General features: G+C 58.6%; 12 protein-coding genes and 1 pseudogene. 8 read left to right on the top strand and 5 right to left on the bottom strand.

The window, feature by feature from the left end; genetic code table 11:
- The first annotated feature begins 113 nt into the window (after positions 1–113).
- The 7 genes from urtE (at position 114) to ureC (ending at position 5,414) form a co-directional block, all read left to right on the top strand.
- The gene (urtE, locus tag WLY71_RS12225) at positions 114–812 is read left to right on the top strand and encodes an urea ABC transporter ATP-binding subunit UrtE (RefSeq protein ID WP_347803746.1); all 699 of its coding nucleotides are present in this window, start codon (positions 114–116) and stop codon (positions 810–812) included.
- A 30-nt stretch (positions 813–842) separates the two neighbouring features.
- Positions 843–1,682, top strand: a complete 840-nt coding sequence (locus tag WLY71_RS12220) for an urease accessory protein UreD (RefSeq protein ID WP_347803745.1) — start codon at positions 843–845, stop codon at positions 1,680–1,682.
- 165 nt (positions 1,683–1,847) lie between these two features.
- Positions 1,848–2,150: an urease subunit gamma gene (gene ureA, locus WLY71_RS12215; RefSeq protein WP_123367600.1), complete on the top strand. Its 303-nt coding sequence runs from the start codon at positions 1,848–1,850 to the stop codon at positions 2,148–2,150.
- Positions 2,151–2,159: 9 nt separating this feature from the next.
- Entirely contained in the window at positions 2,160–2,693 is a 534-nt protein-coding gene (locus WLY71_RS12210; RefSeq protein WP_347803744.1) for a GNAT family N-acetyltransferase, read from the top strand.
- A gap of 6 nt (positions 2,694–2,699) precedes the next feature.
- Complete coding sequence (locus WLY71_RS12205) at positions 2,700–3,233, top strand: GNAT family N-acetyltransferase (protein ID WP_095127352.1); 534 nt, start codon at positions 2,700–2,702, stop codon at positions 3,231–3,233.
- Positions 3,233–3,541, top strand: a complete 309-nt coding sequence (locus WLY71_RS12200) for an urease subunit beta (RefSeq protein WP_008011171.1) — start codon at positions 3,233–3,235, stop codon at positions 3,539–3,541. Before WLY71_RS12205 ends, WLY71_RS12200 begins: the two co-directional genes overlap by 1 nt.
- 172 nt (positions 3,542–3,713) lie before the next feature.
- Complete coding sequence (gene ureC / locus WLY71_RS12195) at positions 3,714–5,414, top strand: urease subunit alpha (RefSeq protein WP_347803743.1); 1,701 nt, start codon at positions 3,714–3,716, stop codon at positions 5,412–5,414.
- Positions 5,415–5,496: 82 nt separating this feature from the next.
- On the opposite strand, the gene WLY71_RS12190 is transcribed toward ureC, so the two are convergent.
- The 3 genes from WLY71_RS12190 to WLY71_RS12180 form a co-directional block, all read right to left on the bottom strand.
- Positions 5,497–11,565 carry an NEL-type E3 ubiquitin ligase domain-containing protein gene (locus tag WLY71_RS12190; protein WP_347803742.1) on the bottom strand — a complete coding sequence of 2,023 codons (6,069 nt, stop codon included), beginning with the start codon at positions 11,563–11,565 and terminating at the stop codon, positions 5,497–5,499.
- A gap of 92 nt (positions 11,566–11,657) precedes the next feature.
- Entirely contained in the window at positions 11,658–16,814 is a 5,157-nt protein-coding gene (locus WLY71_RS12185) for an NEL-type E3 ubiquitin ligase domain-containing protein (RefSeq protein ID WP_347803741.1), read from the bottom strand.
- 442 nt (positions 16,815–17,256) lie between these two features.
- The gene (locus tag WLY71_RS12180) at positions 17,257–22,074 is read right to left on the bottom strand and encodes an NEL-type E3 ubiquitin ligase domain-containing protein (RefSeq protein ID WP_347803740.1); all 4,818 of its coding nucleotides are present in this window, start codon (positions 22,072–22,074) and stop codon (positions 17,257–17,259) included.
- Positions 22,075–22,501: 427 nt separating this feature from the next.
- Between WLY71_RS12180 and WLY71_RS12175 the strand changes: the two are divergent.
- A pseudogene (locus WLY71_RS12175) lies at positions 22,502–22,977 on the top strand (sensor histidine kinase); the annotation flags it as partial.
- A 90-nt stretch (positions 22,978–23,067) separates the two neighbouring features.
- Here WLY71_RS12175 and WLY71_RS12170 read toward each other — a convergent pair.
- Positions 23,068–23,373: a chaperone modulator CbpM gene (locus WLY71_RS12170; RefSeq protein ID WP_140677264.1), complete on the bottom strand. Its 306-nt coding sequence runs from the start codon at positions 23,371–23,373 to the stop codon at positions 23,068–23,070.
- Between the two features lie 23 nt (positions 23,374–23,396).
- Entirely contained in the window at positions 23,397–24,344 is a 948-nt protein-coding gene (locus WLY71_RS12165) for a DnaJ C-terminal domain-containing protein (RefSeq protein ID WP_347803739.1), read from the bottom strand.
- Positions 24,345–24,598 lie beyond the last annotated feature (254 nt).

Below are 24,598 nucleotides of genomic sequence, written 5' to 3'. Positions count from 1 at the left end.
TTTTTTCGATGCCGCTGAAGATCAAGATCAAAAGATCGCAGCCTCGTTTCACTCGACAGCTCCTACAAGAGAAAGTCAGAAGTGGGCCTGTATGGAACAGAAGGAATTTTAAGATGCTGCAAGTCGACAAGCTGCACCAGTATTACGGCGGTAGCCACATCCTGCGGGGCCTGACGTTTGACGTGAAAGTCGGGGAAGTCACCTGCCTGCTCGGGCGCAACGGCGTGGGCAAGACCACGCTGCTCAAGTGCCTGATGGGTTTGTTGCCGGCCAAAGAAGGCGCGGTGAACTGGGAAGGCAAATCAATCACCGCGTTCAAGCCACACCAGCGGGTTCACGCCGGGATCGCTTACGTGCCTCAGGGTCGGGAAATTTTCGGCCGGCTGACCGTAGAAGAAAACCTGTTGATGGGCCTGTCGCGATTTCCCAGTGCTGAAGCCAAGGAAGTCCCGGCGTTCATCTACGAACTGTTTCCGGTGCTGCTGCAGATGAAGCAGCGCCGCGGCGGCGACCTGTCCGGTGGCCAACAGCAGCAATTGGCGATCGGCCGAGCGTTGGCCAGCCGTCCACGCCTGCTGATTCTCGACGAGCCCACCGAAGGCATCCAGCCATCGGTGATCAAGGAAATCGGCGTGGTGATCAAGAAGCTCGCAGCCCGTGGCGACATGGCAATTCTGCTGGTAGAGCAGTTCTACGATTTCGCCGCCGAACTGGCCGATCAGTACCTGGTGATGTCCCGGGGCGAAATCGTGCAACAGGGTCGCGGAGAAAATATGGAGGCCGAGGGTGTTCGCGGTCTGGTTACGATCTAATCTGTAGCGTCCTGACGATAATTAGACATCATGAATTTACCTGTCCCCACTGCCCTGTTTACCCCGAGCTGGCACGCCGAGCTGGAACTCGGCTACGCCCGATTCGGTGACAGCACCCGCCCGGTTCAGCGCCGCCACAAAGGCCCGCTGCGGGTGCAGAAGCACCTGTATGCCGAAGGGCCGGAGGTTTGCCAGCACATCATCGTGCACCCGCCGGGCGGGATTGCCGGGGGTGATCGGCTGGACATCTCGGCCAGTGTCGGCCGCGATGCCTGGGCGCAAATCACCAGCCCCGGTGCCGCCAAGTGGTATCGCGCAGCGGGGCCCGCTTATCAGCAGCTGGATTTGAAAGTGGCGACCGGCGCGACACTGGAGTGGCTGCCACAGGAAACCATTATTTTCAGCGCCGCTCAGGCTGAGCTCAGCACCTCGATTGATCTGGAAGGCGATGCGCGGTTGTTTTACTGGGATGTGGTGGCGCTGGGCCGGCCGGCCAGCGGCGAGCGTTTCGACCTCGGGCATTTTCAGGCGCAACTGGACATCCGCCGTGACGGTCAGTTGCTCTGGCATGAACGCCAGCGCATTGTCGGGGGTGATGGTTTGCTTGATTCGCCGATTGGCCTGGATGGGCAACCGGTGTTTGCGACGTTGTTGGTGACTGGGGAGATCGACAGTGATTTGCTGGAGCGTTGCCGTTCGCTGCCCCATGACGTGCGCGGAGATCTGACCCAGTTGCCGGGGCTGTTAGTCGCACGTTGCCTGGCCAGTGAAGCGCTGCTGGCGCGGGGTTGGCTGATTGATTTGTGGCGATTGCTTCGGCCTGCGTTGCTTGGCCGAGAAGCTGTCCCCCCAAGAATATGGAGCACCTGAACACATCCCCCCTGTAGGAGCTGTCGAGTGAAACGAGGCTGCGATCTTTTATCGACGCAGCTGAAGATCAGGATCAAAAGATCGCAGCCTCGTTTCACTCGACAGCTCCTACAAAGAGGGTGCAAGACATTCGATTTTCATTCTGCCAACAATGGATTCCAAACGATGGACCTGACCCCACGCGAAAAAGACAAGCTGCTGATCTTCACCGCCGGCCTCGTGGCCGAGCGGCGTTTGGCGCGCGGCGTGAAACTCAACTACCCGGAAGCCATGGCTTACATTTGCGCAGCGCTGCTCGAAGGCGCGCGCGACGGCCAGACTGTGGCCGAGTTGATGCACTTCGGCACCACCCTGCTCAGCCGCGAACAAGTGATGGAAGGCATCCCGGAAATGATCCCGGAGATCCAGGTTGAAGCGACCTTTCCCGACGGCACCAAACTGGTCACCGTTCACCAACCGATCGCCTGAGGCCGCGTCATGACTTACGAAATTCGCGATGCACTGCATGCTGACCTGCCGGCGATCCGCGACATTTACAACGACGCCGTGCTCAACACCACGGCCATCTGGAATGAACAGGCCGTGGACCTGGGTAACCGCCAGGCCTGGTTCAGCGCCCGGCAATCCCAGGGCTACCCGATTCTGGTGATCGTCGACGGCGACAACACTGTGCTGGGCTACGCTTCATTTGGTGACTGGCGGCCGTTCGACGGGTTCCGTCACACCGTCGAGCACTCGGTTTACGTGCGCAGCGACCAGCGTGGCAATGGTCTCGGCCCGCAATTGATAACCGCATTGATCGAGCGCGCCAAAGGCTGCGACAAACACGTGATGGTCGCCGCCATCGAAAGCGGTAACGCCGCGTCTATTCGCCTGCATGAACGAGCCGGTTTCGTGACGACCGGCCAGATGCCTCAGGTGGGCACCAAGTTCGGTCGCTGGCTCGACCTGACTTTTATGCAACTGACCCTCAATCCTGGCGCGGAGCCGCCGACTGCCAACAAGGAGTAATTGCCCATGAACGCCGCCCAACTACGCCGCGTCAATGTTGAAAGCTTTGCGCACTATCGTCAGGGTTTGATTGATCTGCTGCTCGACGCCGTCGGCTATGGCGCCAGCGTCGGGTTCATGGCCAATCTGGACGCCACCCAGGCCCGAGCCTATTTCGATGATGTCCAGGAGAACCTGAACAAGGGCAACGTGCTGCTGTGGGTGGTGGTCAAGGACGAGCAAGTGCAGGCCAGTGTGCAACTGACCCTGTGCCAGAAGGCCAATGGCCTGAACCGCGCCGAAGTGCAAAAACTGTTGGTGCGTGAACATGCGCGTCGCCGGGGTCTGGGGCAGCAGTTGATGAGTGCGCTGGAAACGGCCGCCCTCCAGCACAAGCGCGGCATGCTCTACCTGGACACCGAGGCCGGCTCTCCCGCCGAAGACTTCTACAAGGCCCTGGGTTACACCCGCGCGGGTGAAATCCCCGACTATGCCTGCGACCCGAGCGGTCGCTACAAACCGACCGCTCTCTACTACAAGATTCTCCAAGGAGCCCATTGATGATTCCCGGTGAATACCAGATCCAGCCCGGTGACATCGAACTCAACGTTGGACGCCGCACCCTCAGCCTGAAGGTGGCCAACAGCGGCGACCGCCCGATCCAGGTCGGCTCGCATTACCACTTCTTCGAAACCAACGACGCCCTGACCTTCGACCGCGCCGCCAGCCGCGGCATGCGCCTGAACATCCCCGCCGGCACCGCCGTGCGCTTCGAGCCGGGACAGAGCCGTGAGGTCGAGTTGGTAGACCTTGCCGGACACCGTCGGGTGTTCGGGTTTGCCGGGCGGATCATGGGTGACCTCGACTGATTTCTGCGGTGCTTCGAAAAGATCGCAGCCTCGTTTCACTCGACAGCTCCTACAGGGGGCGAGAGCAATCGGAAACTTGAGTGAACACCTGTAGGAGCTGTCGAGCGAAGCGAGGCTGCGATAGCGAGCTACGCGAGCGGTCTCAAAATTAATTGAATCCCAAGGCATGCGCATGAAAATCTCAAGACAAGCCTACGCCGACATGTTCGGTCCCACCGTCGGTGACAAGGTCCGCCTGGCCGACACCGAGCTGTGGATCGAAGTCGAGAAAGACTTCACCACCTACGGCGAAGAAGTGAAATTCGGCGGCGGCAAAGTCATCCGTGACGGCCAGGGCCAAAGCCAATTACTCGCTGCCGAGGTCGTCGACACCCTGATCACCAACGCACTGATCATCGACCACTGGGGCATCGTCAAGGCCGACGTCGGCCTCAAGGACGGCCGCATCGCCGCCATCGGCAAGGCCGGTAACCCGGACATCCAGCCGAACGTCACCATCGCGGTCGGTGCCAGCACCGAAGTCATCGCCGGTGAAGGCATGATCCTCACCGCGGGCGGCATCGACACGCACATCCATTTCATTTGCCCGCAGCAGATCGAAGAAGCATTGATGAGCGGCGTCACCACCATGATCGGCGGCGGTACCGGCCCGGCCACGGGCACCAATGCAACCACCTGCACGTCCGGACCGTGGCACCTGGCGCGCATGCTCCAGGCCGCCGATGCGTTCCCGATGAACATCGGTTTCACCGGCAAGGGCAACGCCAGCCTGCCGGAGCCGTTGATCGAGCAGGTCAAGGCCGGGGCCATCGGCCTGAAGCTGCACGAAGACTGGGGCACCACCCCGGCCAGCATCGACAACTGCCTGAACGTCGCCGACCAGTACGATGTACAAGTGGCGATTCACACCGACACGCTCAACGAATCGGGATTCGTCGAAACCACCCTCGCCGCCTTCAAGGGCCGCACCATCCACACCTATCACACCGAAGGTGCAGGCGGCGGTCATGCTCCGGATATCATCAAGGCCTGCGGCTTTGCCAACGTGCTGCCGAGTTCCACCAACCCGACCCGGCCGTTCACCCGCAACACCATCGACGAACACCTCGACATGCTGATGGTCTGCCATCACCTGGACCCGAGTATTGCCGAAGACGTGGCCTTCGCCGAAAGCCGCATCCGCCGCGAAACCATCGCCGCCGAAGACATCCTCCACGACCTCGGCGCGTTCTCGATGATCAGCTCCGACAGCCAGGCCATGGGCCGCGTTGGCGAAGTGATCACGCGTACCTGGCAGACCGCCGACAAGATGAAAAAACAGCGCGGCCCATTGCCCGGTGACGGCGAGGGCAACGACAACTTCCGCGCCAAACGCTACATCGCCAAATACACCATCAACCCGGCCATCACCCACGGCATCAGCCATGAAGTGGGCTCTATCGAAGTCGGTAAATGGGCCGACCTGGTGCTCTGGCGCCCGGCGTTCTTCGGCGTGAAACCGACGCTGATCCTCAAGGGCGGCGCGATTGCCGCCAGCCTGATGGGCGACGCCAATGCCTCGATCCCGACGCCGCAACCGGTGCACTACCGCCCGATGTTCGCCAGTTACGGGGGCTCGCTGCATGCCACCAGCCTGACCTTCATCAGCCAGGCAGCACAGGAGGCAGGCCTTCCCGAAGCCCTGGGTTTGAAGAAGAAAATCGCCGTGGTCAAAGGTTGCCGCGAGGTGCAGAAAACCGACCTGATCCACAACGACTACCTGCCGAACATAGATGTCGATCCACAGACTTATCAGGTCAAGGCCGATGGGGTTTTGCTGTGGTGTGAACCGGCGGATGTGCTGCCGATGGCTCAGCGTTACTTTCTGTTCTGACCCGTCTTCCGCATAAAAAAAGCCCCAAGTGCATACCGCGTACTTGGGGCTTTTTGCCTTTTTTGGGTGGCTCAGTGATTGATCAGAAGGGGGTCTGCGCCAGCTCTTGATGGGTCAGTTCCTGGACCAGCGCCGCTTCCTCGATCTGCAGCTGGGCATCCAGATCCAACGATTTCTGCTCATACGCAGCTTGCGAAAGCTCTTGCGCGGCATGCGCCTGGTACAGACTGAGTTGACGCTCGAGGTAAGGCGCCTGCCGAGCCTCGAATTGCGCCTGGTATTTACTGGCCAGATAACGCTTCCAGAATCCGCGCTCCACCAGCGCCTGGATCTCCTCGGGAGAGTTGTCCAGTGCCAGAACCTGAGCTTGCGCACTGTCGAGCATTTCGCTCGAAACATCGCCCAGACGAATAAACCGCACACGCTGGGGTTGACCAGGCAAGCCAAGCCGATCCTTGAGACCAAAGCGATAAGCCAGCTTGATCTCGACCTCTTCCAGCAACGCAATTCGCTGTGCCTTTTGAGCCGAGGTCAGGCCTTCTGTGGCATTGATCGCCGCTGTACGTCGGCCGATATCGGCCAGCGCGATCCTTTCAACGTTATCCAGACGAAACAGCCCTCTGGATAATTTCAGGAGCACAGCGCCTTGCTGCCCCTCCTGTGCCAGGCGGCCAGCCCGGTAGACCATGGCCATGACTTCCAGATTGCTGAACGACAAGGCGGCGCGATCACAACAGGCCGGTCTTGCCGCCCACTCGAACATGTCTTTACGCAGTTGCTCGGACTCTGCGTTGGGTTCAGAGAGGGAATCGATCACCTCCCACACACGTTGCTGCAGGTCCATGGCGCCGGCGCCAGCAGGCTCCAGGTCGGCCAGTACTTTAAAGAACAGCGTTGACTCTTCCAGACTGTAGAGTTTGTCCCACTGGGTTTTCCTGAGCGCCGCTTGATCCGCCGGCAGGCCCAGGATCCAACGCTGCAGAGCGGCTTGCCCATCAGCCGCGACACCCGCTGCCCCGCCCTGACCTGCACCTGGCACTCCAGGCGCCTGATATTCGAAAACTCGCGGTTGTTGTCGAAGCTCCGCCCACAAATAGGGGCGTTCACGTACAAGGCGTGCCCAATACTCATCCAGTTGACGCTGGGCCTGTGTCGAAAACGGGTTGCCCTGAATGTGAGTGACGTTGTTTAGGCGGGCTGCCTGCTCCAGGTGTTCAGCGGGCGGCGCGATGACACTGTCCGGGATTGTGACGAGCCGGTTGTGACTCAGGTCGATGACGTCCAGCGCAGGTTGTTCGGCGAGCCCGGTTGGCCAGGTTTCAATACCGGTCGATCCGAGCGACAGGCTGCGCAAATCCACCATCTGACTGAAGTCAGGCGTTATGCCCAAAGGGTTGTCAAACAGACTCAAGGCTCGCAGCGTCGTCCTCCCTGCCAGGACTTGAGCCGTTTCAGGGGTCAGGCGAATGCGGTTGTGCTGCAAAAACAAACGCGTCAATCCCTCCATTTCACCCAGTGCCTGGGGGACTTCTGTCAGCCGGTTTCCCGACAGATCGAGCCAGCGAACACCACGGTTGCGTCGCAAGAACGCTTCCGGCGTGACGGTCAGCCCCATGTTGCTCAAGTTAAGGGAGCCGACATGACTGAAATCGGCATCCAGTTCCGGCAGGTTCGGTAACCCCAGACCACTGAGGTCCAGTTCAATGCCAATCGGGCTGCCGTCACGAGCAAGCACCTGGGGGGTGCGCAGTTGCCAGCAGCTGCGAATGCGCTCGGCGGCCAGGTAACGATGATCCCTGAAATTGCGATTGGCTCTATTGTTTACATGTACATATCGCCCCTGCTGCTCGCCCGAGTACGCCCACTCGGACAACTGACTGTCCAGCCTGGCCTGCTCTGCTTCACGCCCGCTGACCAGCAATTCGATTGCACCCTCGGAGGCAAAACCGCGAAAAAACGCCTCGGTCTGGCCAAACGTTGTGTCGGGGTACAACTGGCGATATCGACGATACAAGGGTGGGTTCACTTCAAAGGCACCCTCGAGCCCACTTTCCCACAGCTCGGGACGTGCCTGTAACAACTGCTGTCGATAGTCCCAGAGCCGAAGCGCACTCGCCCGGGAGAATGGATTGCCCTCCAACAGCGTGACCCGATTGACCCTGGCGACCGCCTCGACCTGATCGTCAGGCGGGGATAGAAATGCTTCTGGCACACTGCGTAACTGGTTGTCGCGTAAATCCACACTGCGCAAGCCAGGTTGGTCACGCAAACCTTCAGGCCATTGGTCGATGCCCGTCCAACTCAAGTCAACTTCCCTCAACCGGGGCATAGCGCTGAAATCCGGTAATCGACCGAGCGGATTGAAGTGCAACTTAAGCACTTCAAGGGTACTCAACCCGCCAAGCATGCTGGCGCTGTGCTCGGTCAACACGATAGCGTTCACGCTGAGATCCAGATGGGTCAGGCCGTGCATCTGGCCGATGATGTCGGGCACGGAGGTGAGACGCGTCCGACCTCGGCTAATGGTCAATCGTTTGAGGTTGTCAAACCCCTTGAGGAACGAGTCAGGCGTCTCCTTGAACCATGGGCCCTTGAGTTCAAGCGCCTCGACATGACTGAAACTGGCGCTTAACGCCGGCAGTTCTACATCGCTGTCGATTCTCAGCCTTGCCGCTGTCTGTCGGCGCCAGCAGCGCTTGAGAAGGTTGGCTACCTCGGTGTGAGCCGTTGTTCCTCTCTGCGAATCTGGCAAGCGGTGCTCATGGACCCAGGTCTTGAGCTCACGTTTCAAGGTGACATACTCGGCTTCAAGTCGCCTCAATGAATCTCGCGGGTCGGCCCCCAGCGATTGCAGAAACGCCTCTATATCGGTGTCCTTGAAATCGGGATACAACTTGCGAACCCGTGCCCGGTTGGCGCGAAAGAAACTGGCGATCTCCTGCCGGGTTGGCAACGAGTAACCCGCCCCGCCCAATAGTTTGACGCCTGGCGCGAAACTGGGTCGCAACTCACGATGCTTCAGCAATGCCGTCCTGAACGCCTCGCGATTCATGGGTCGTTGTTGCACCGCTTGCTTGAGCCGTGACGCCTCTTGCGCGGTGAACCCCAGCGACACGCGCTCGTCAGGCGACAGCGCCTGCAACACCGCCCAGTAGATATCTGCCGAAGGCTGCTCTCCATAGAGGCCGTTTTCGCCGAACACCACAACCTTGCGCACCGACGCATCCTCACCTCCGATCGAGTCCAGCAAGCGCCCCGTCGCCGAGTATTCACGCAGTTCGACACGGATGCCCGTAGGCCAGCCCGGCAGATCCTCCAGGCTGTGAAGCGCCAGCCGTTCGCTGTCCAGGCGGGCGGATGCATCCAGATAGAACCCTTCATACGCCCGTGCCACGCGTACTTCCTGCTGACACCAACGAGCTTGCTCATAGATACTTTGCGGCAACGGCCCGGGTTTACCGATTTCGCTCAGTTGCTCGGCGCTCATGCCCTCGACGATTCGTCCTGCGACGACAGCGGGCAACTCGGGAAAGAAATACCTGATCCGTTGCTCGGCAGGGTTGGTGGTGGTGTCTTGCGCTCGATAGAGAGACTCGAACAACGTGGTCTTTCGGTTGTTCGCCGCATGGGCGATCTCCTTGCGCAATGCCGCGGCTCGGCTCCCTATCGAGGAACCCGGCCCACCCGCTACGTGGGTGAGGTCGACACCTTCCATCTCAAGGACTTCCAGCAGCACGTCACGCAACTGGCCGTGGGCCAATTCCTGATCGGTCAGCACGATGTCCACTCGCCTGGAGGATGCGTCGGACGGCAGCGGGTCCTCCCAGAACACGTTCGACTGGCGGTCCATCACCCGCAATGGCGGGGTGTCGGGTAGCAGGCCTTGCGCGCGTATGATCTGCAACTGCAAGCGCGGGTCAGCCTTGGAAAATTCGTATCGATCGTCACTGCTGATCTGTTTCTTGAAGGTCTCGATGTCCTGATCGATGCGAAAGCGGGTGAGCGAATCGGCCAGCAGCGCCGAGGGCGGTTCCTGGTCGACATGGGTGCGCCGCAATTGATCATGCTCGACACCGCTTGTCAGGCGAATCTGCTCCAGTTGCGAATCGCTGAAAGCGTTGGTGGAGTAACCCAGTCGCCGCATCAACGTCGGACCTTCCCAGGCCAGTGGTTCTTCACCTTCATGAGCCCAGGCGCCTGCGCCATTGTCCTCGACCACCGGGGTGTAGGCGTCGGGGCGATCGGGGTGCTGGATCCGTCGCTCACCCGACAGCGGGTCTTGCTTGACCACATAGAGCTGATCGGCCAGTGGCAACACGTCCTGACCGGCCACCGTGTGCAAGCCCAGTTCGTTCGGCGCCGAGCCCACCGGCAGCCGGACTTTTGCCTGATACGGCGTCAGGTCGGGCTTCCACAGTCGGGTTGTGCCATCCGGCAGCCGAACCGGTTTCAGGCTGTCGACAAAGGGAGAGGCCTTCACCCCTTTCAGCACCCGCCCCCCAACGGCCATCACCCCCATCAGGGCAAGGTTCTCCGCTACATCGATCAGATGGCCCCAGGCCGCTTCGCGATCGCCTTCGCCCCACTCGACGGCGCCCTCCAGCGTTTCATACATCAGTTGGCCCGCCATCACCGCGAGCATGACTTCGCCCAATACAGGCACGAACATCGAGACCCCGTTGAGCAGCGCCATTGCGCCCTCAAGCAGATGCGCGATCCGGTCGGCACGGGTCTTGGCGTCAGCATCGGCGGTCGGCACCGCCTGGCTGCGAGCGTCGGAAAAGAGCTTGTCCCGCGACCGTTGATAACACTGCGCCCACAGATCACCGTTCTCGGCCCACAGCCCTTCACGGCTGCCATAGCTCACACGCATATCCAGCTCGGTCAGTGGCTCACGCGGCGCCGTTTTTGCGGGGGGAAGTTCATTGGGCAGCAGCAGGGAGCCCCACGATCCTGCCACTATAGGAAGAACAAAATCGGAGACGATCGGTGGCCGAACCACAGCCAACGGATCGGCAGGCGCGTCAGCGACTTTCTGTGTGAAGCGATTGAAAAAATCGGGACGGTCCTTGTAGTCAATGAACTGACTCAGAAACTGTTGATAGCGGGTTGGACGGCCATCGATGTTCTCGGCCGACGTGTCCGGTGCCAGCAACCGTCGGGTCCATTGCTCCTCCATGGCCTTCACGTCCCGGTATTTCTTCAACGGATGTTCAGGATCGTGAGGAATGTAAAGAATGATCTCATCAATCCCATAGGTGTACTTTTTGATCGTCGAGAAGGCCAGGCAACCGGTGAGTCTGCGGCCCATCACCCTGGGTTCCCAGAACCAGACCGGGGTGTTGCCATTCATGATTTTTTGATCGCCGGCTATCGCCGAGAGAATGATCTTGTAATCGTTCTGGTCAATGTCCTTTTTGACCAGCGCTATATTGGCGGCCGAGTGCAACGCGGCCTTCTGGCACGCGATATACGTGGTTGACAACACAGCCTCGGCGCCAGGTTCGTCAGGCTTCAGGATTGATGTGAGGTGGTCCTGATATTTTTGTCCGATATCCAGCGTTCGGCACAGGGTGGTAAAACGCTCGACCGTCAACGGGGTTACGATCGGCTCAAAGCTTGCGCCGGGGTTCGCTTTGATCCCGAAACCCGACGAAGCATCGAACGCCAAGGCTTTGCACTCGAACGCTTCGAAGTTATGCAGGGCCGCGTCCAGCAGCGACAAGGTCATCACCTCAAAGGTGCTGACCTTGACGTTGAAAGCTCCCAGCGCCAATGGTTTATTGAGCCTCAGGAAGGTTGTCTTGACGTCCAGGTGCACGTTGTACTGTTCGGCCAAGGCCTTGATCAACAACGGTTCGGCAAACGCCTTGAGCTCGTCCACGCGGCTCATGATAGTGTCCAGCGCATTCTGCGAGCTGAGGCTCGCCTCGGTCAGGCGCTTCATTTCCTGGCGCTGCTCGGTCGAAGCGTTCGCGTACCAGGGCGGAACCTCCAAAGAGGTGGCTCGTAATACTGCGCGCCGCTCGGGGGTGGCCTTGATCAGCCAGTCCGGAATGGCATTTTTTATGATGTCGGTATTGGGTCCGTGTTCTTCAGCAGTCAGTGACGCCGAATGATCGGCACCGTTGCTTCCTTGCAACGTAGTCATCAGATAACCCTCAAATATATTGTTTATCGGATCGCATCAACGTCCTCAATGCGAAGCATGACGCCTTCGCATTGAGGCTGAACGTGCAGTGATCAGTTGCCCGCGTCGACCGTGAAAGGTATCTCCACCCGATTCAATTTGGCCCGATCCATGGCGTTCTGAGTCAATTGCAGCAACAAGGCTTCACGCTCGCCTCTAATCAAGGCCAGCTCTTGTTCATAGGTCTCGTCCGTCATGACCTGGCCCAGAGCGATAGCACTTTCCGGCTGGCCGAGTTCAGCGGCGAGGACGCGGATTTGCTCTTTCAATCCGGCTTTCTCCTCCGGTGACAAGTTCGCGCTGCGCGCTCTTGCATCCAGGGCTTCCTTGAACTTGGTCGTGGCAACTGTCTTGCGATCGATAGCTCGGAAGCGTGCCCGGTTGGAACTCTCGACAAAAGAATTCCAGAATGGCTGCTCGGCAATCGAATCACGCAGCAAATTGCCCTCCTCCAGCCCCAGAATCCTCTGATAGGCATCTTCGATCATTTCACTGGTGACGCCTGCCATATTGCGAAACTGCATGCCGCGGGCCTGCCATGGCAGGTCCAGCCGTTCTGCCAGATCCGTCATAAAGGCCAGGTGAACCTCGACCTCATCAATCGTTCCGGTGATATCACCGGCGGCATTTTCACGTCTGTATCGCTCCCCCGCCGCCTCTCGGGCCTCGATATGACGCCTGGCGATTCTCCCAAGCTCGTCCAGCCGTGACTTGCCTTTTGCCAGGCTCACCAGCTCAGCTTCGATCAAACCGTTGTGGCCCAGTTTTTTCGCTTCTTGAACCAGCACATCCACACCCAGGACGTTGAAAAGCTGTGTAGCACCGTCGACGCAGCTGGATCGTGCGTTGGCCTCCCTGAAAAACTTTTCCCTCAATGAGGCGTCCTCAGCCATGGTCTCCAGCATTCGCCAAACCTTGGCCGTCAAATCGGCCCGATAGGCGCTGCTGGCGGTGAAGTCTTTAGACCGGGTAAGGATTTCGATCTCTTCGAAAAAATCGAGCGAATTGAATTCATCCTCAACCTCGTTCCAGAGCTCTTGCTTCGCTACCCACTCAGGCCGGCTCATGCCTGCCTCCCAATGGATGCTGGAGCGCACACCTCGGGGCGGGTACGCACGATCAGGATCCATGCCCGCCGACCGAACATAGTCTTTGAGAATTTCCAGGTTTTCAGCTGACATCCATCTGGGTTCGCGGCTGAGCCACGTACGCCCCAACAGCTCGGCATCCCATGTCCCCCGACCCACCTGCGGAATCTCCGTCAACGGGTTGTTGCGCAGATCCAGGAAAAAATGCCGAAACCGTGGCCAGGTAAACGTCCCAGGCGGCCAGGTAGTGGCCCCTGTGCCCGACAATATCAGGGTATGCAAATCGGGCATGCGACTGATGTTCGGCAACAACCCCAGCGGGTTGTCAGCCAGACTTAAAGACGTCAGTCGAGTACGGTTCCTGAGCATTGCGACGTCCGCGGGCCGCAGCACGATTCGGTTTCTCGTGAGGTCCAGGTCGGTCAAGTGCGGCATCTGGGTAATACTCTGCGGCAGCGCCGTCAGGGAATTACGCGCCACGTCCAGCGTTTGCACGTTGCGAAAGGACTCAAGAAACGGTTGCTCGATATTTGATAACCCTGTGTTGCGTAACCACAGACGCGTGACGTGATCGAAGTTGGCCTCCAGCTTGGGCATGCGATCGATGTGCAGGTGCAAATTGAAGTTACTCAGGTCCAGTGTCTGACCAAGAACGTTCCCATACGCATCGATGTGTCTGGGGCCGGTGCGCTGCCAACACTGCCTGATCTTTGCGGCGATGGTGTTCCTGGCGCTCCACTCGGCAACGCCACTGGGACTGATACGAAAATCCCGGGTTGGTCCGTTCACCCACCGGTCCAGCGTTGAAACCATTTGGTCGAATTCGATCTCAAGCGCATTAATCTGTGGGCCCAGCGATATGTTTCGCTGGCGCAGGGCCTCGATGAACGTATCGAGTTCTGTATCGGTGAGCGTTGGATAAAGGTTACGCACGCGAAGCCGTGCAGTACTTTCCCCTGCAGTGCGTTGGTAACCGTCCATACCCCCGAGCAGCTTCATGGTTTGCGGGTCGTAAGTCGGCTTACGAATCGGATGCTCAAGCAATGTCGGGGCGAGCTGATCATGGCTCAGGGGTGAGCGATGTACATCAGCCTTGAGTCGTGCGCCATCGTGAATGCCATACCCCAGCGCGTCACGCTGCGCATCCGGCAAGGCGTGCAAGACTGAAGCGTAGAACTCATCGGTACCGTGCAGGTGCTCATCTTCGGCGTCCCGCGTCTGGTAGCGCCCGTCCTCGTCGAGAATCAGTACTTTGCGGATGGGCGCATCTTCCGGCCCCACGCTGGCATGCAGCTTCCCGTCGAATCCCAGCTCGCGAATTTCGATGCGCACCTGGTCGGACCAACCTGGCAGGTTGGCCAGCGAGCCCAGCTCGAGTCTGCGCGAGTCGGCACCGGCCAGTTCCTCAAGATAGAGGCCCTCATACGCACGGTTCAACCGCACCCGGTCGCGCAGGTGTCGGGCCTGTTGGCGCAAACGCAGCGAGAGGCGCTGTTTTTCGGTCAGGTGTCGCAGATCTTCCGGTTCGGCCTGTTCCAGCAGTTCCTGAGCTGCGCTGGCCGGCAGCTCCGGAACCTCATTGAGCACTCGCTGCACACGAGGATCGCTGGAAACGTCGCGCTTTTTATAAAGTGCTTCGAACAGGCTTTTTTTCTGTTTGCCTGCCTGCATGGCCATCTGCTGGTGTAGCGTTTGGATACGCGTCGGTTTATCGAGTGCGACCTCATGGCCCAGCAGGTTGCGAGTTTCGGCTTCATTCAACGACTCAAGCACCCGCTCCGGCAGTTTCCCGGCCGCCAGCTCGGAATGGCTGATCTTGATCGTCATCGGGTCAGTGGCCATTGCATTGCCGTGTCTGACCGAAGGTCCGGTGCGATTCTCTGCCTGAAACACTTCAATGGCGCGACGCTCGGGCCAGCGCGGCAATTCGACCATGGCGGCCGCTTCAATGCCGATCATCTCGTCCGGCACCTGATTGGCCAGGATTTGCTGCGGCACCCGTTCCGCCTCGCCGTAGACGTCGAAACGGGTGACGGTATCGCGCAGCAACGCGGGTGGGGCTTCATGTTCGACATGCAGCCTGCGCAGCACGTTTTCATGAACACCGCTCACTCGCTGAATCTTGGCCAGCGTTTGCGCGGAGTGGTTGGCGAGTCGGCTGTTCATGCGCCGCATCACCCCCTCCGCGTCCCATTCCAGCGGTTGCTCGGTTTCGACCTTCCAGGCGCCGGCGTCGTTGTGTTCCACCCGCGGTTTGTAGGCCGTGGGGCGCTCCGGGTGTTCCAGCCGATGCTGACCGGTCGCGGGGTCCTGGCTCACCTCGTAGTGCTTGTCCTCCATGGGCAGCCATTGCTTGGCGTCCTGCTCAATCAGGCCGATGGCATTGGGTTTGGCATTGGCGGGCAGTTCTACCCGCTGCGCATAAGGTGCAACGTCGGGTTTCCACAGGCGGGTCTTGCCGTCGGGCATCTCCACCGGTTTGAGACGGTCCATCAGGGGGCTGGGTTTGATCGCCCTGACTCCCCGAGGCAGGACGTGACCGACCCCCATCAGCGCCAACTGGGCAGAATTGATCAACACACTGTTGATGTGAGACGCGGCCTCTTCCCGATCCCCTTTGCTCCAGTCTTCGATGCCTTCCACCAGCTCATCGACGATTTGCGCAACCATCACCCCCAGCAGGACTTCCCCCAGCACGGGCACCAACATTCCGACAAAGTTGAACACGTTCCAGCCGATGTTCAGATAAGAACTCAGGCGCTTCCACCGTGCGGCCTCATCCTCGTCCCCTGTCGGCACCGCGATGACCCGCGCATCGGCAATGGCTTTGTCGCGTTTGTCGACACACAGCCACTGCCACACGTCATCGGCAATCAGGTTGGTGATAGGCTCGGCATTGGGGTTTTCAAGCGCGGTTTCCCGCCACCAGGGGCCCATGTCCAACGGCTCGCGTTGCTGCCAGACGACACGCGACAAGCGCTCGTTGACCCGCGCGAAGAACTTTCCTTTGTCCTTTTGCCTCACGAAACGGCTGAAATACTCCTGATAGGGCTTACCGCGAAGCTGGCCGAGCAGTCCCTTCATGAAGTCGGCAAGGGAGTTGTACTCTTTCAAGGGGTGCAGCGGATCGTCTGGCACGTAGGCAATCAGCGGTCCGTCGAGACGGCTTTGCTGATAAAGGTCCTCGCGACGCATCATGTCCTCCTGGACGCCGGAAGGACCATTGGTGAAAAACGACAACAGCAGTTTGAACTTCCCGTAATGATCTCCTGGCATCACTGGCGCGCGATGCGAAAAATCGCTCAAGAATTTAATTTCATCCGCCGTCAATGCGTCGACCAGCAATTTCAGCCTGGACGGCTGGCTGACGGCGCTGAACAGCACGATGCCGTGCAACGGAAAGCCCATCAGCGTTAACCGATGCGGGTGCAGCGGCTGGCCATGGAAGTTGATTCCACGCTCGCCATCGTGCACCCGCTGAAGGATGTTATATGAATTCATGCTGATGTCTTTTTTAACGTACGCCATCAGCGCCGCCAGATTGAAACTGGCTTTTTCCGCCGCCAACAAATCCCGTTCCAATAACTTCCTGGCGTTAAAGCCGGGCGGTATCAGGATATTTTTTATATGGGCTTGATACTTCGCACCCACGTCCAGGGTCCGACATAAGGTGGTAACTTTCTCGACAGTCATGGTGCTTTCAAGCTGCAACTCCCCTCTGGCATCCGTCGAATACACACCGGAGCCCGTCCTGAAATAATCCTCAGCGGTTTCGGAGGCTTCAAAGTTATGCAATGCGGCTTCCAGCAGCGAGTAATTGCGCTGATAACTGGCGCCCCCGTCGATGAACTTGAGAATCGTGTCCGGCACATACAGCTTCAGCGTCAGCTTGCTGACGTCGGCACTTGAGTTGAAATTCAAGCGGATCGCCTCGGCCAGCAAAGGCTTGGCAAACGCCTGTATGTCGTGCTCCAGGTCTTTCAGGGAAGCGTCCACCTTGTCTTGCAACCGCCAGCGCACGTCAATCAGCTTTTTGAGCAGTTGCCGATGGGTGCTGGACATTTCCAGATACCAATCGGGGAATTGCGGACTTGCAATGTCCAGCGACAACAGACGGCTCATCGGCGCTTGCGTTATCGCGCGGGGCAGTGACTGGACAATAAGTTCGCGGGGTAGTTTTTTATCAACGCCCGGACGGATCACCGTCAAACCAGCAATTTTATTCAACTCTAATTCAGACATTAGATATAACCCAACCATAACAATAGGAGCGAACAGCTTAAATCGTACCCTCTAAAACAAAAGACTAAAAAACTGCTCGACCGCCCGCAAAAAAAACAGAGTGACCGTTCGAACATTGAAGTGCGAAATATATATATAACGCCATGCATCTGCGCTGCCGTTGCTCATATGCTCCGCAAGGCTGACCGCACTCTGCTTGATAGTGCTTAACGCCCGACGAGCATTAAAAAAGCCCCATACACTGCACAATTGGCAACATATGGGGCAAATCAAGGAAACCCGTATTTATTAGAACGTGACTCGTATCAACCCTGCCGCAGCTTCACTGTCCTGCGTTCAGTTGGGGTAATTCCACCTTTGTCTTGCGCTCAATGAATGTTTGCTCCATCGCGTTGAACTCGCTCTTGAGTTCGTCGCTTTTGAGCTTGTACTCCTGACTCGTCATGCCTTGTTGTGCGTCATCCAACGCATCCTGACGTGCCCGCAGTGGCCCTTGATCCAGCAGCAGTTCATCGGTGTATTTGTTTTTCAGGAACGCTCGCCAGAAATCACGCTGAGTGGTCGCCAAAAACTCCTGCGCGGAGTTGTCCAGATTCAGCACCCGCTGCTCTGCGGCATCGAGCATCGGCGTCGACACATTGGCAATCCCTGTGAACATGGCCTGTCCAGGTTGCCCAGGCAAGCCCAACCGATCCTTCAAACCGATGCGATAGGCAAGTCGGATCTCCACTCTATCGACCTGCAAGGCTCGTTCAACTTTCTTCAGGAGGGTATCGTTTGATTGCGCAATGACACGAATGCGAGCGTCTATATCCTGCTGCGCGATTCGCTCGACTTCATCCAGTCTGAACAGTCCTTTTGCCAAGGTCGAAAGCTCCTCTTTGGCCTGCACGGCATTGACGCTCTTCAAGCCTTCGTTGGCGAGGTTCCTGACCTCCAACCGACTGAAAATCAAACTGGCCCCATCGGCGCAAGTCTCTACATCTCCTGCCAGATGGAACAAGTCGGTACGCAGTTCCTCGGATTGTGTGGCGGCATCCAGAATCTTCCATACGCGGGCCTGCAAATCCGGGTAGGCATTGCGGTATTCGGCCGTTTCCCCCATGTCCTCCAACAACTTGAAGAACTCGTTCGCATTGTCTTGCGTCTGTTCCAAAAGCTGCCATTGCTCCTCCCTCATTGCACGCTCGCTGTCTGGAATGTCTCGCATCCAGCGCTCAAGCCTCGCACTGGAATTGGCCAGGGGGTCGCGAATCCCATTCGGTGCCATTGGCACATGCATCTCGGGCGGCCGGGTAAGGCGCATCCAGGTCTGAGCATAGTCATCCAGGGCGGAAGGCGTGAGCGGGTTACCGTCCAGAGTGGTGCGTCTAAATGCACGCGCGGCAGCGGCTGCATGCTCGTCAACAGGGTTAAGGATGTCGGCTGGAACCCGGGTGATCAGGTTATCGCGCAGATCGACGCGTTGCAGATTCGGCAAGGCATCCAGCCCCGCCGGCCACCCGGTGAGCGCAGTGCGGCGCAGGTTGATTTGCTGTAGCGTCGGCATGCGATGGAAATCAGGCACCCGCCCAAGTGGATTACCGCGCAAGTACAATTGCTGTAATGCAGGGCACTCTTCGAGTACCGCAACGGTCTGCGGCGTTAACGCAATCTGGTTATTGGACGCGTCAAAGGCCTCGAGCCAGCGCATATTGCGCAGTGCCGTTGGCAAACTGGTGAGTTGATTATTCTCCAGGTTGAGTTGGCGCATGCGGGGGAACGCGTCCAGAAAAGCATCCGGCACCGCCCTAAGCGCCATACCACTGAGGTCTAACGCCGGGACATGAAAAAACAGCATCGTGGATAACTCTGGAAGTTCGCCAACCCGCAGATCGCCCAGGCTGAGCAATCCCTCGGCATAGAAACCCGCCCCCGCCCCTTCCGGTACTGCCACTCTTTGCCAGCATTTGCGGAGCAAGTCCGCCACTCGCTGTTTGTCCTGCAGGCGAACCACCTCAGTTCGACCATCGGGCAAGACGTACGTACTGGGAGTCTCCACCCAGGTTTGCACCTCACTTTTCAGGCGTTCCAGCTCAAGCTCAAGATTGTGCAGATATGCATCAATCGTGAGCGGGAAAGAGGGATGCGCCTGCGCATTCGCCGCCTGCGCCAGAACAGATTCGATGTCTGCGTTGCCATAGGAGGGGTACAGCCTGCGAACCCTTTCACGGCGCTCGGCAAGCAACCTGTGCACATTTTGCCCACGGCCGCTCAACGGATACCCGAAACGGCCATCGCCCTCACGCATCGGCTTCTTGAGGAAGGGTTTGACCGGCTGCATCTTTAGCGCCTGGCGCAGCCCGCTACGTGGCAGGGCATGCTGTCGGATCAGCTGCTTGAGCTGCGGCCCCTGCCCCACATGAGGCAAGCCCAACGCTTTGCGGTGGGCATCCGGCAAGGCATGTTGCAGTGCCGCATACAGGTCGTCGTCGCCATGCAGATGGTTATCCTCACCATCACGGGTTTCGTAGCGCCCATCGTCCTTGCGCAACAGAACCTTGCGCTCGGCACCCTCCTCGGGCCCGACGCTGGCGCGCAGTTCCCCGTGCAAGGAACCCTCCCGGACTTCAATGCGCAAGTTGCCTGGCCACCCCGGCAATGCTTCCAGGGTGTTGAGGGCAAGGCACTCGGTGTCCCGGGTCAGCAGCGCATCCAGATAAAGCCCCTCATAGGCCCGCGACAGACGCACTTCACGTTGAGCGTTGCGTAACGCCTCCGCCAGACGCAGCGGGATGGGCTTGGTTTGTCGAGTGTCCGCAAAGTCCCATTTGGCCATTTGTTCGCGCTCCGCACTCGATGCACCGGCCAACAGGTCTTCGACCATACGGGTGGGGATACCGGTAAAACGGCTTTTAATCAGATTGACCTGTGGGTCTGCGCTCGCGTGCTGGCTGGCATAGCGATCATTGAACAGCTCACGCTTTCTGCTCGCGGTAACCGTTGCAGACTCATCGCTGTTCATCTGAGCGATCAAGCGCTCGGTCTGTTTATAGGCGTCAAATCGGCTGAGCGTATCGGCCAACAGCGGCGGCACAGGTTCGTTTTCGACGTGCATTTTGCGCAACACGCCCTCATGTGTGCCGCTGATGTCCAGGATCTGCGCAAGCTCGGCATCGCTGAACGCGTCCGCCGAGTAACCCAGGCGCCGCATCAACCGCTTCGCGTCCCATTCCAGCGGTTGCTCGGTCTCCACCTTCCAGGCGCCGGCGTTGTTGTGTTCCACCCGCGGTTTGTAGGCCGTGCGGCGCTGCGGATGCTCCAGTCGGTGCTGCCCCGTCACCGGGTCCTGGCTCACCTGATAGTTCTTTTCCTCCAGCCGCAGCCACGGCTTGCCGCCGTGCTCATACAGGCCGATGTCGTTGGGCACGGCATTGGCCGGCAGCGCCACCGGATGCTCGTAAGGCCCGACGTCGGGCTTCCACAGGCGGGATTTACCACCGGGGAGCTCCACCGGTTTGAGGCTGTCGATCAGCGCGCTGGGCTTTACTGCTGCGGCACCCCGGGGCAGTACGTGCCCGGCGCCCATCAGCGCCAACTGGGCAAAATTGATCAGCACCCCGTTAATATGGGACGCCGCCTCGTCCCGATCGCCCTTGCTCCAGTCTTCGATGCCTTCCAGCAGTTCATCGGCGATCTGCGCCACCATTACGCCCAACAGCACTTCACCCACGCCCGGAATCAACATCCCGACAAAGTTGAACACATTCCAGCCGATGTCCAGGTAGCTGGTCAGACGCTTCCAGCGTGTCGCAGCGTCCTCATCGCCGGTCGGCACTGCAATGACCCGCGCATCGGCGATGGCTTTATCGCGTTTGTCGACATACAACCATTGCCACAGATCTCCGGCAATCAGGTTGGTGATGGGCTCGGCATTGGGGTTTTCGACTGCGGTTTCCCGCCACCAGGGGCCCATGTCCAACGGCTCGCGTTGCTGCCAGACAACACGCGACAGGCGTTCGTTGACCCGGGCAAAGAATTTGCCCTTGTCCTTTTGCCTCACGAAGCGACTGAAAAACGCCTGATACTGCGCATCGCGCAATTGGCCAAGCAGCTCTTTCATGAAGTCGGCGAGGGAGTTGTACTCTTTCAACGGATGCAGGGGATCGTCCGGCACGTAGGCAATCACCGGCCCATCCAGACGGTTTTGCTGATAAATATCCTCGCGACGCAGCATGTCCTCATGGACTTTGGAAGGACCGTTGGTGAAGAACGACCGCAACAGTTTGAACTTCCCGTAATAATCTCCTGGCATCACTGGTGCGCGATGTGACAAGTCGCTCAAGATTTTAATTTCATCCGCCGTTAATGCGTCGACCAGCGGCTTGAGCCGGGACGGCTGGCTCACGGCACTGAACAACACGATGCCGTGCAACGGGAAGCCCATCAGCGACAGTCGATGCCGGTGCAGCGGCTGATCATGAAAGGTGATATCGCTTTTGTTATCACGCACCTGCTGAAGTTTGTTGTACGCATCCTCGCTGATATCTTTTTTCAAGTAAGCCGTTAACGCATCCAGGTTAAAGGACGCCTTCTGCGCGGCCACCGCATTATCTTGCAATAACTGCCTGGCGTTTGGATCGGACGGTAGCAGAATGCTTTTTATATGGGTTTGATACTGTGCACCCAGGTTCAACCGCCGACACAGGGTGGCGATCTTGGTGATCGTCATTGCTTTCACAAGTTTCAGTTCACCCCTGAAGTTCTTCGAATACACACCGGAACCGGTCCTGAAATGATCGTTTGCGGTTTCCGGTTCTTCGAAGTTATGCAACGCCGCCTCCAGCAGGGTGGATTCACGCAGATAACTGGCGCCACGGTCGATCACCAGCAGAATCCTGTCCGGCACATACAGCTTCACCTTCAACTCGCTGACATCGACATCGAAGTTGAAATTTGACCAGATGAGCAAGGAAAGCAAGGGTTTGGCAAACGCCTGGATGTCCTGCTGCAAGTCTTTCAGAGGGGCATCCACCTTCGCCTGCAACCGCCAGCGCTCATCAACCAGCGCCTTTAGGCGCTGCCGATCGAGGCTGGACGCATTTATGTACCAATCGGGGAACGCTGGACTTGCAATGTCCAGTGATAACAGGCGGCTCATGGGTGCTTCTGTTATTGCGCGGGGCAGTGCCTGGACAATACGTACGTGGTGAGGGCCTTTATGGGTCACTGGATTAACCGGCGCTTGTTCAACACCTTCCAACCCTTTTAATTCAGACATTATGTAACAACCAAAGATAACGATAGAAGTGACCAGCTTAAGCGGCACCCCCTGAAATAAAAGACTAAAAAACTGTTCGACCGCCGGCCGATCAAGAGCGCGATCGTTTAACTATTAAAGAGTTGAACATACATATATAACACCCTTGTTTTCCATTGGTTTTATGCCCTCGCCACACGCTGTTTTACCTGCATACCATGGCATGTTCACTCACTGGGACATGAGCCATGTGCCTCGCCGAATTCATCGTGGTACACATCGACCGTATCGTCGATGACTGGGAACAGTTCGCCCAATTCATTGCACCATCGAACCGACACCGATGGACTTGGCCGCCGCCGCAAAAGCGGCGCTGGACGAGGCCGGCGCCGGGCAGCCGGACTGCCACTCACAACTGAACGTCGAAGGCGGCACTCACGGTATCTGGGACCGCGCGCGCCTCGACCAACTGCTACAAAACCTGGTCGGCAACGCTCTGCAGCACGGCGCGCCAATCACCGTCCGGTGACCCTGAGCATCATCGGAGAAAAAGATCAGGTGACGCTGGCCATGCACAACCATGGCGAGCCAATACCCGCCGACGCACTGCCGACGATTTTCGACCCGTTGGTGTGCAGCGCCAGCGAAGAGCTCGCCGACCCTTCCACCAGACTTGGGTTGGGCTTGCTCATCGTCAAACAAGTGGTGGATGCGCATCAGGGCACGATCGAAGTCAGCTCCAGCGAGGCCGAGGGCACGACGTTTAGCGTGGTATTGCCGAGGGTGTCGCGGGTGGTCTCGTAGCGACGGTTCGAGACGGTATCTACGCCGAGCAGTCGAAGCCGTACGCAAATCCGTAGGAGCTGCCGCAGGCTGCGATCTTTTGATGCTGAACTACTCGATCACCAACCGCCCCAACCGCTGCTTCAACATGCGGTTCTCGGCCCGCAGTTGCTGGACCTCTTCAAGCAGGTCCAGCGCCAGGGCGACGCCTTCCCATTCCAGCTCCAGATCGTGCCGCAGCTTGGCGGCACGCTTGGCCAGCGCCAGCTCATAATCGTTGAAACGCCAATCCTTGGGCTGGTTGCCCTGAGGTTCGAGGATGCCGTGCTCGACGATCTCGATCACGTAGACGTCCGACAGGTCGGTCGCCTCACAGAATTCTGCCATGTCCAGTTGAACGATCAGGGGGTTGCTCATGATGGGCTACTCCGTCTCTTGGATCAGAAGTTTTCTCTGGGGTTGAAAGCCGCTCTTTTCGCCAGTTCCTGCCACAACGCCTTGACCTCGTCGTCCGAGGTTTTAGGCATGACGGCCTTGAGCTGTACAAACAGATAACCGCGATGACCGGCCTTGTTCATCAAGCCGTGGCCCTTGGCGCGCATGCGCTGGCCGTTCTGGCTGCCGGCAGGAATCTTGAGGTTGATCTTGCCCGTCAGGGTCGGCACGGCAACTTCGGCGCCCAACGCCAATTCCCACGGGGCCAACGGCAAGGTAATGATCAGGTTCTCGCCTTCGACGTCGAACTTGGGGTGCGGCGCAAAACGAATGATCAGGAACAAGTCGCCATTGGCCCCGCCACCCGTGCCCGGTGCACCCTGGCCCTTGAGGCGGATGCGCTCGCCGTCGGTCACGCCGGCCGGGATCTTCACGTTCAGGCTTTTGCTGGTGTTGCTGACATGCTGGCCGGCAGCGTTGTACTGCGGCACCTGGAAGGTGACCTTCTTCGATTCGTTCGAGAGGGTTTCTTCCAGAAAAATCCCAAGTTCCATTTCCACGTCTTGCCCTCGACGCCCGGCGCTACGGCCCGACTGTCCACCACCAAAACCAGGGCCACGGTTGCCGAAAATCGAACTGAAGAAGTCCGAAAAATCGCCTGTGTCCTGACCACCGCCGAAACCGCCTGCGCCACGACCCTGCCAGCCCGGCGGGCCCTGGAACGGTTGGCCGTGCTGGCCGTATTTGCGCAAGTCGTCGTATTCGGCGCGCTTGTCGGCGCTTTTCAGCGCTTCATAGGCTTCCGAGGCATCTTTGAATTTGGACTCGGCGTCCTTTTCCTTGCTGACGTCCGGGTGATACTTGCGCGCCAGTTTGCGATAGGCGGCCTTGATCGTCTTATCGTCAGCCGTCGGCTCCACACCGAGAATCTTGTAATAGTCTTTGAAGTCCATCGAGGGAATCACCATCCGTTATCGATATCGCGCCACCACCGCCAGCATGCACTCATTGCCAGCCGTCGGGTTGACCGATCTCTAGTGTCCTGCCTCGCAAATACGTTCCTCTTTTGACGAGTGGCTGTTGCTGCCAGGCAAGGCGCCGCGACGAGTCATAGCCCGCTATGGCGAGGAGCGGCAACGCAGCATGGCAGAAACAGACGCCGTCAAAAAGGAGCAGTATTTGCGAGGCAGGACACTATTGTGACCGG

The sequence above is a fragment of the Pseudomonas rossensis genome (assembly GCF_039888995.1).
Lineage (GTDB): Bacteria > Pseudomonadota > Gammaproteobacteria > Pseudomonadales > Pseudomonadaceae > Aquipseudomonas > Aquipseudomonas rossensis.
The sequence above is the reverse complement of the archived record's forward strand: the minus strand, read 5'-3'. Positions and strand labels throughout refer to the sequence as shown.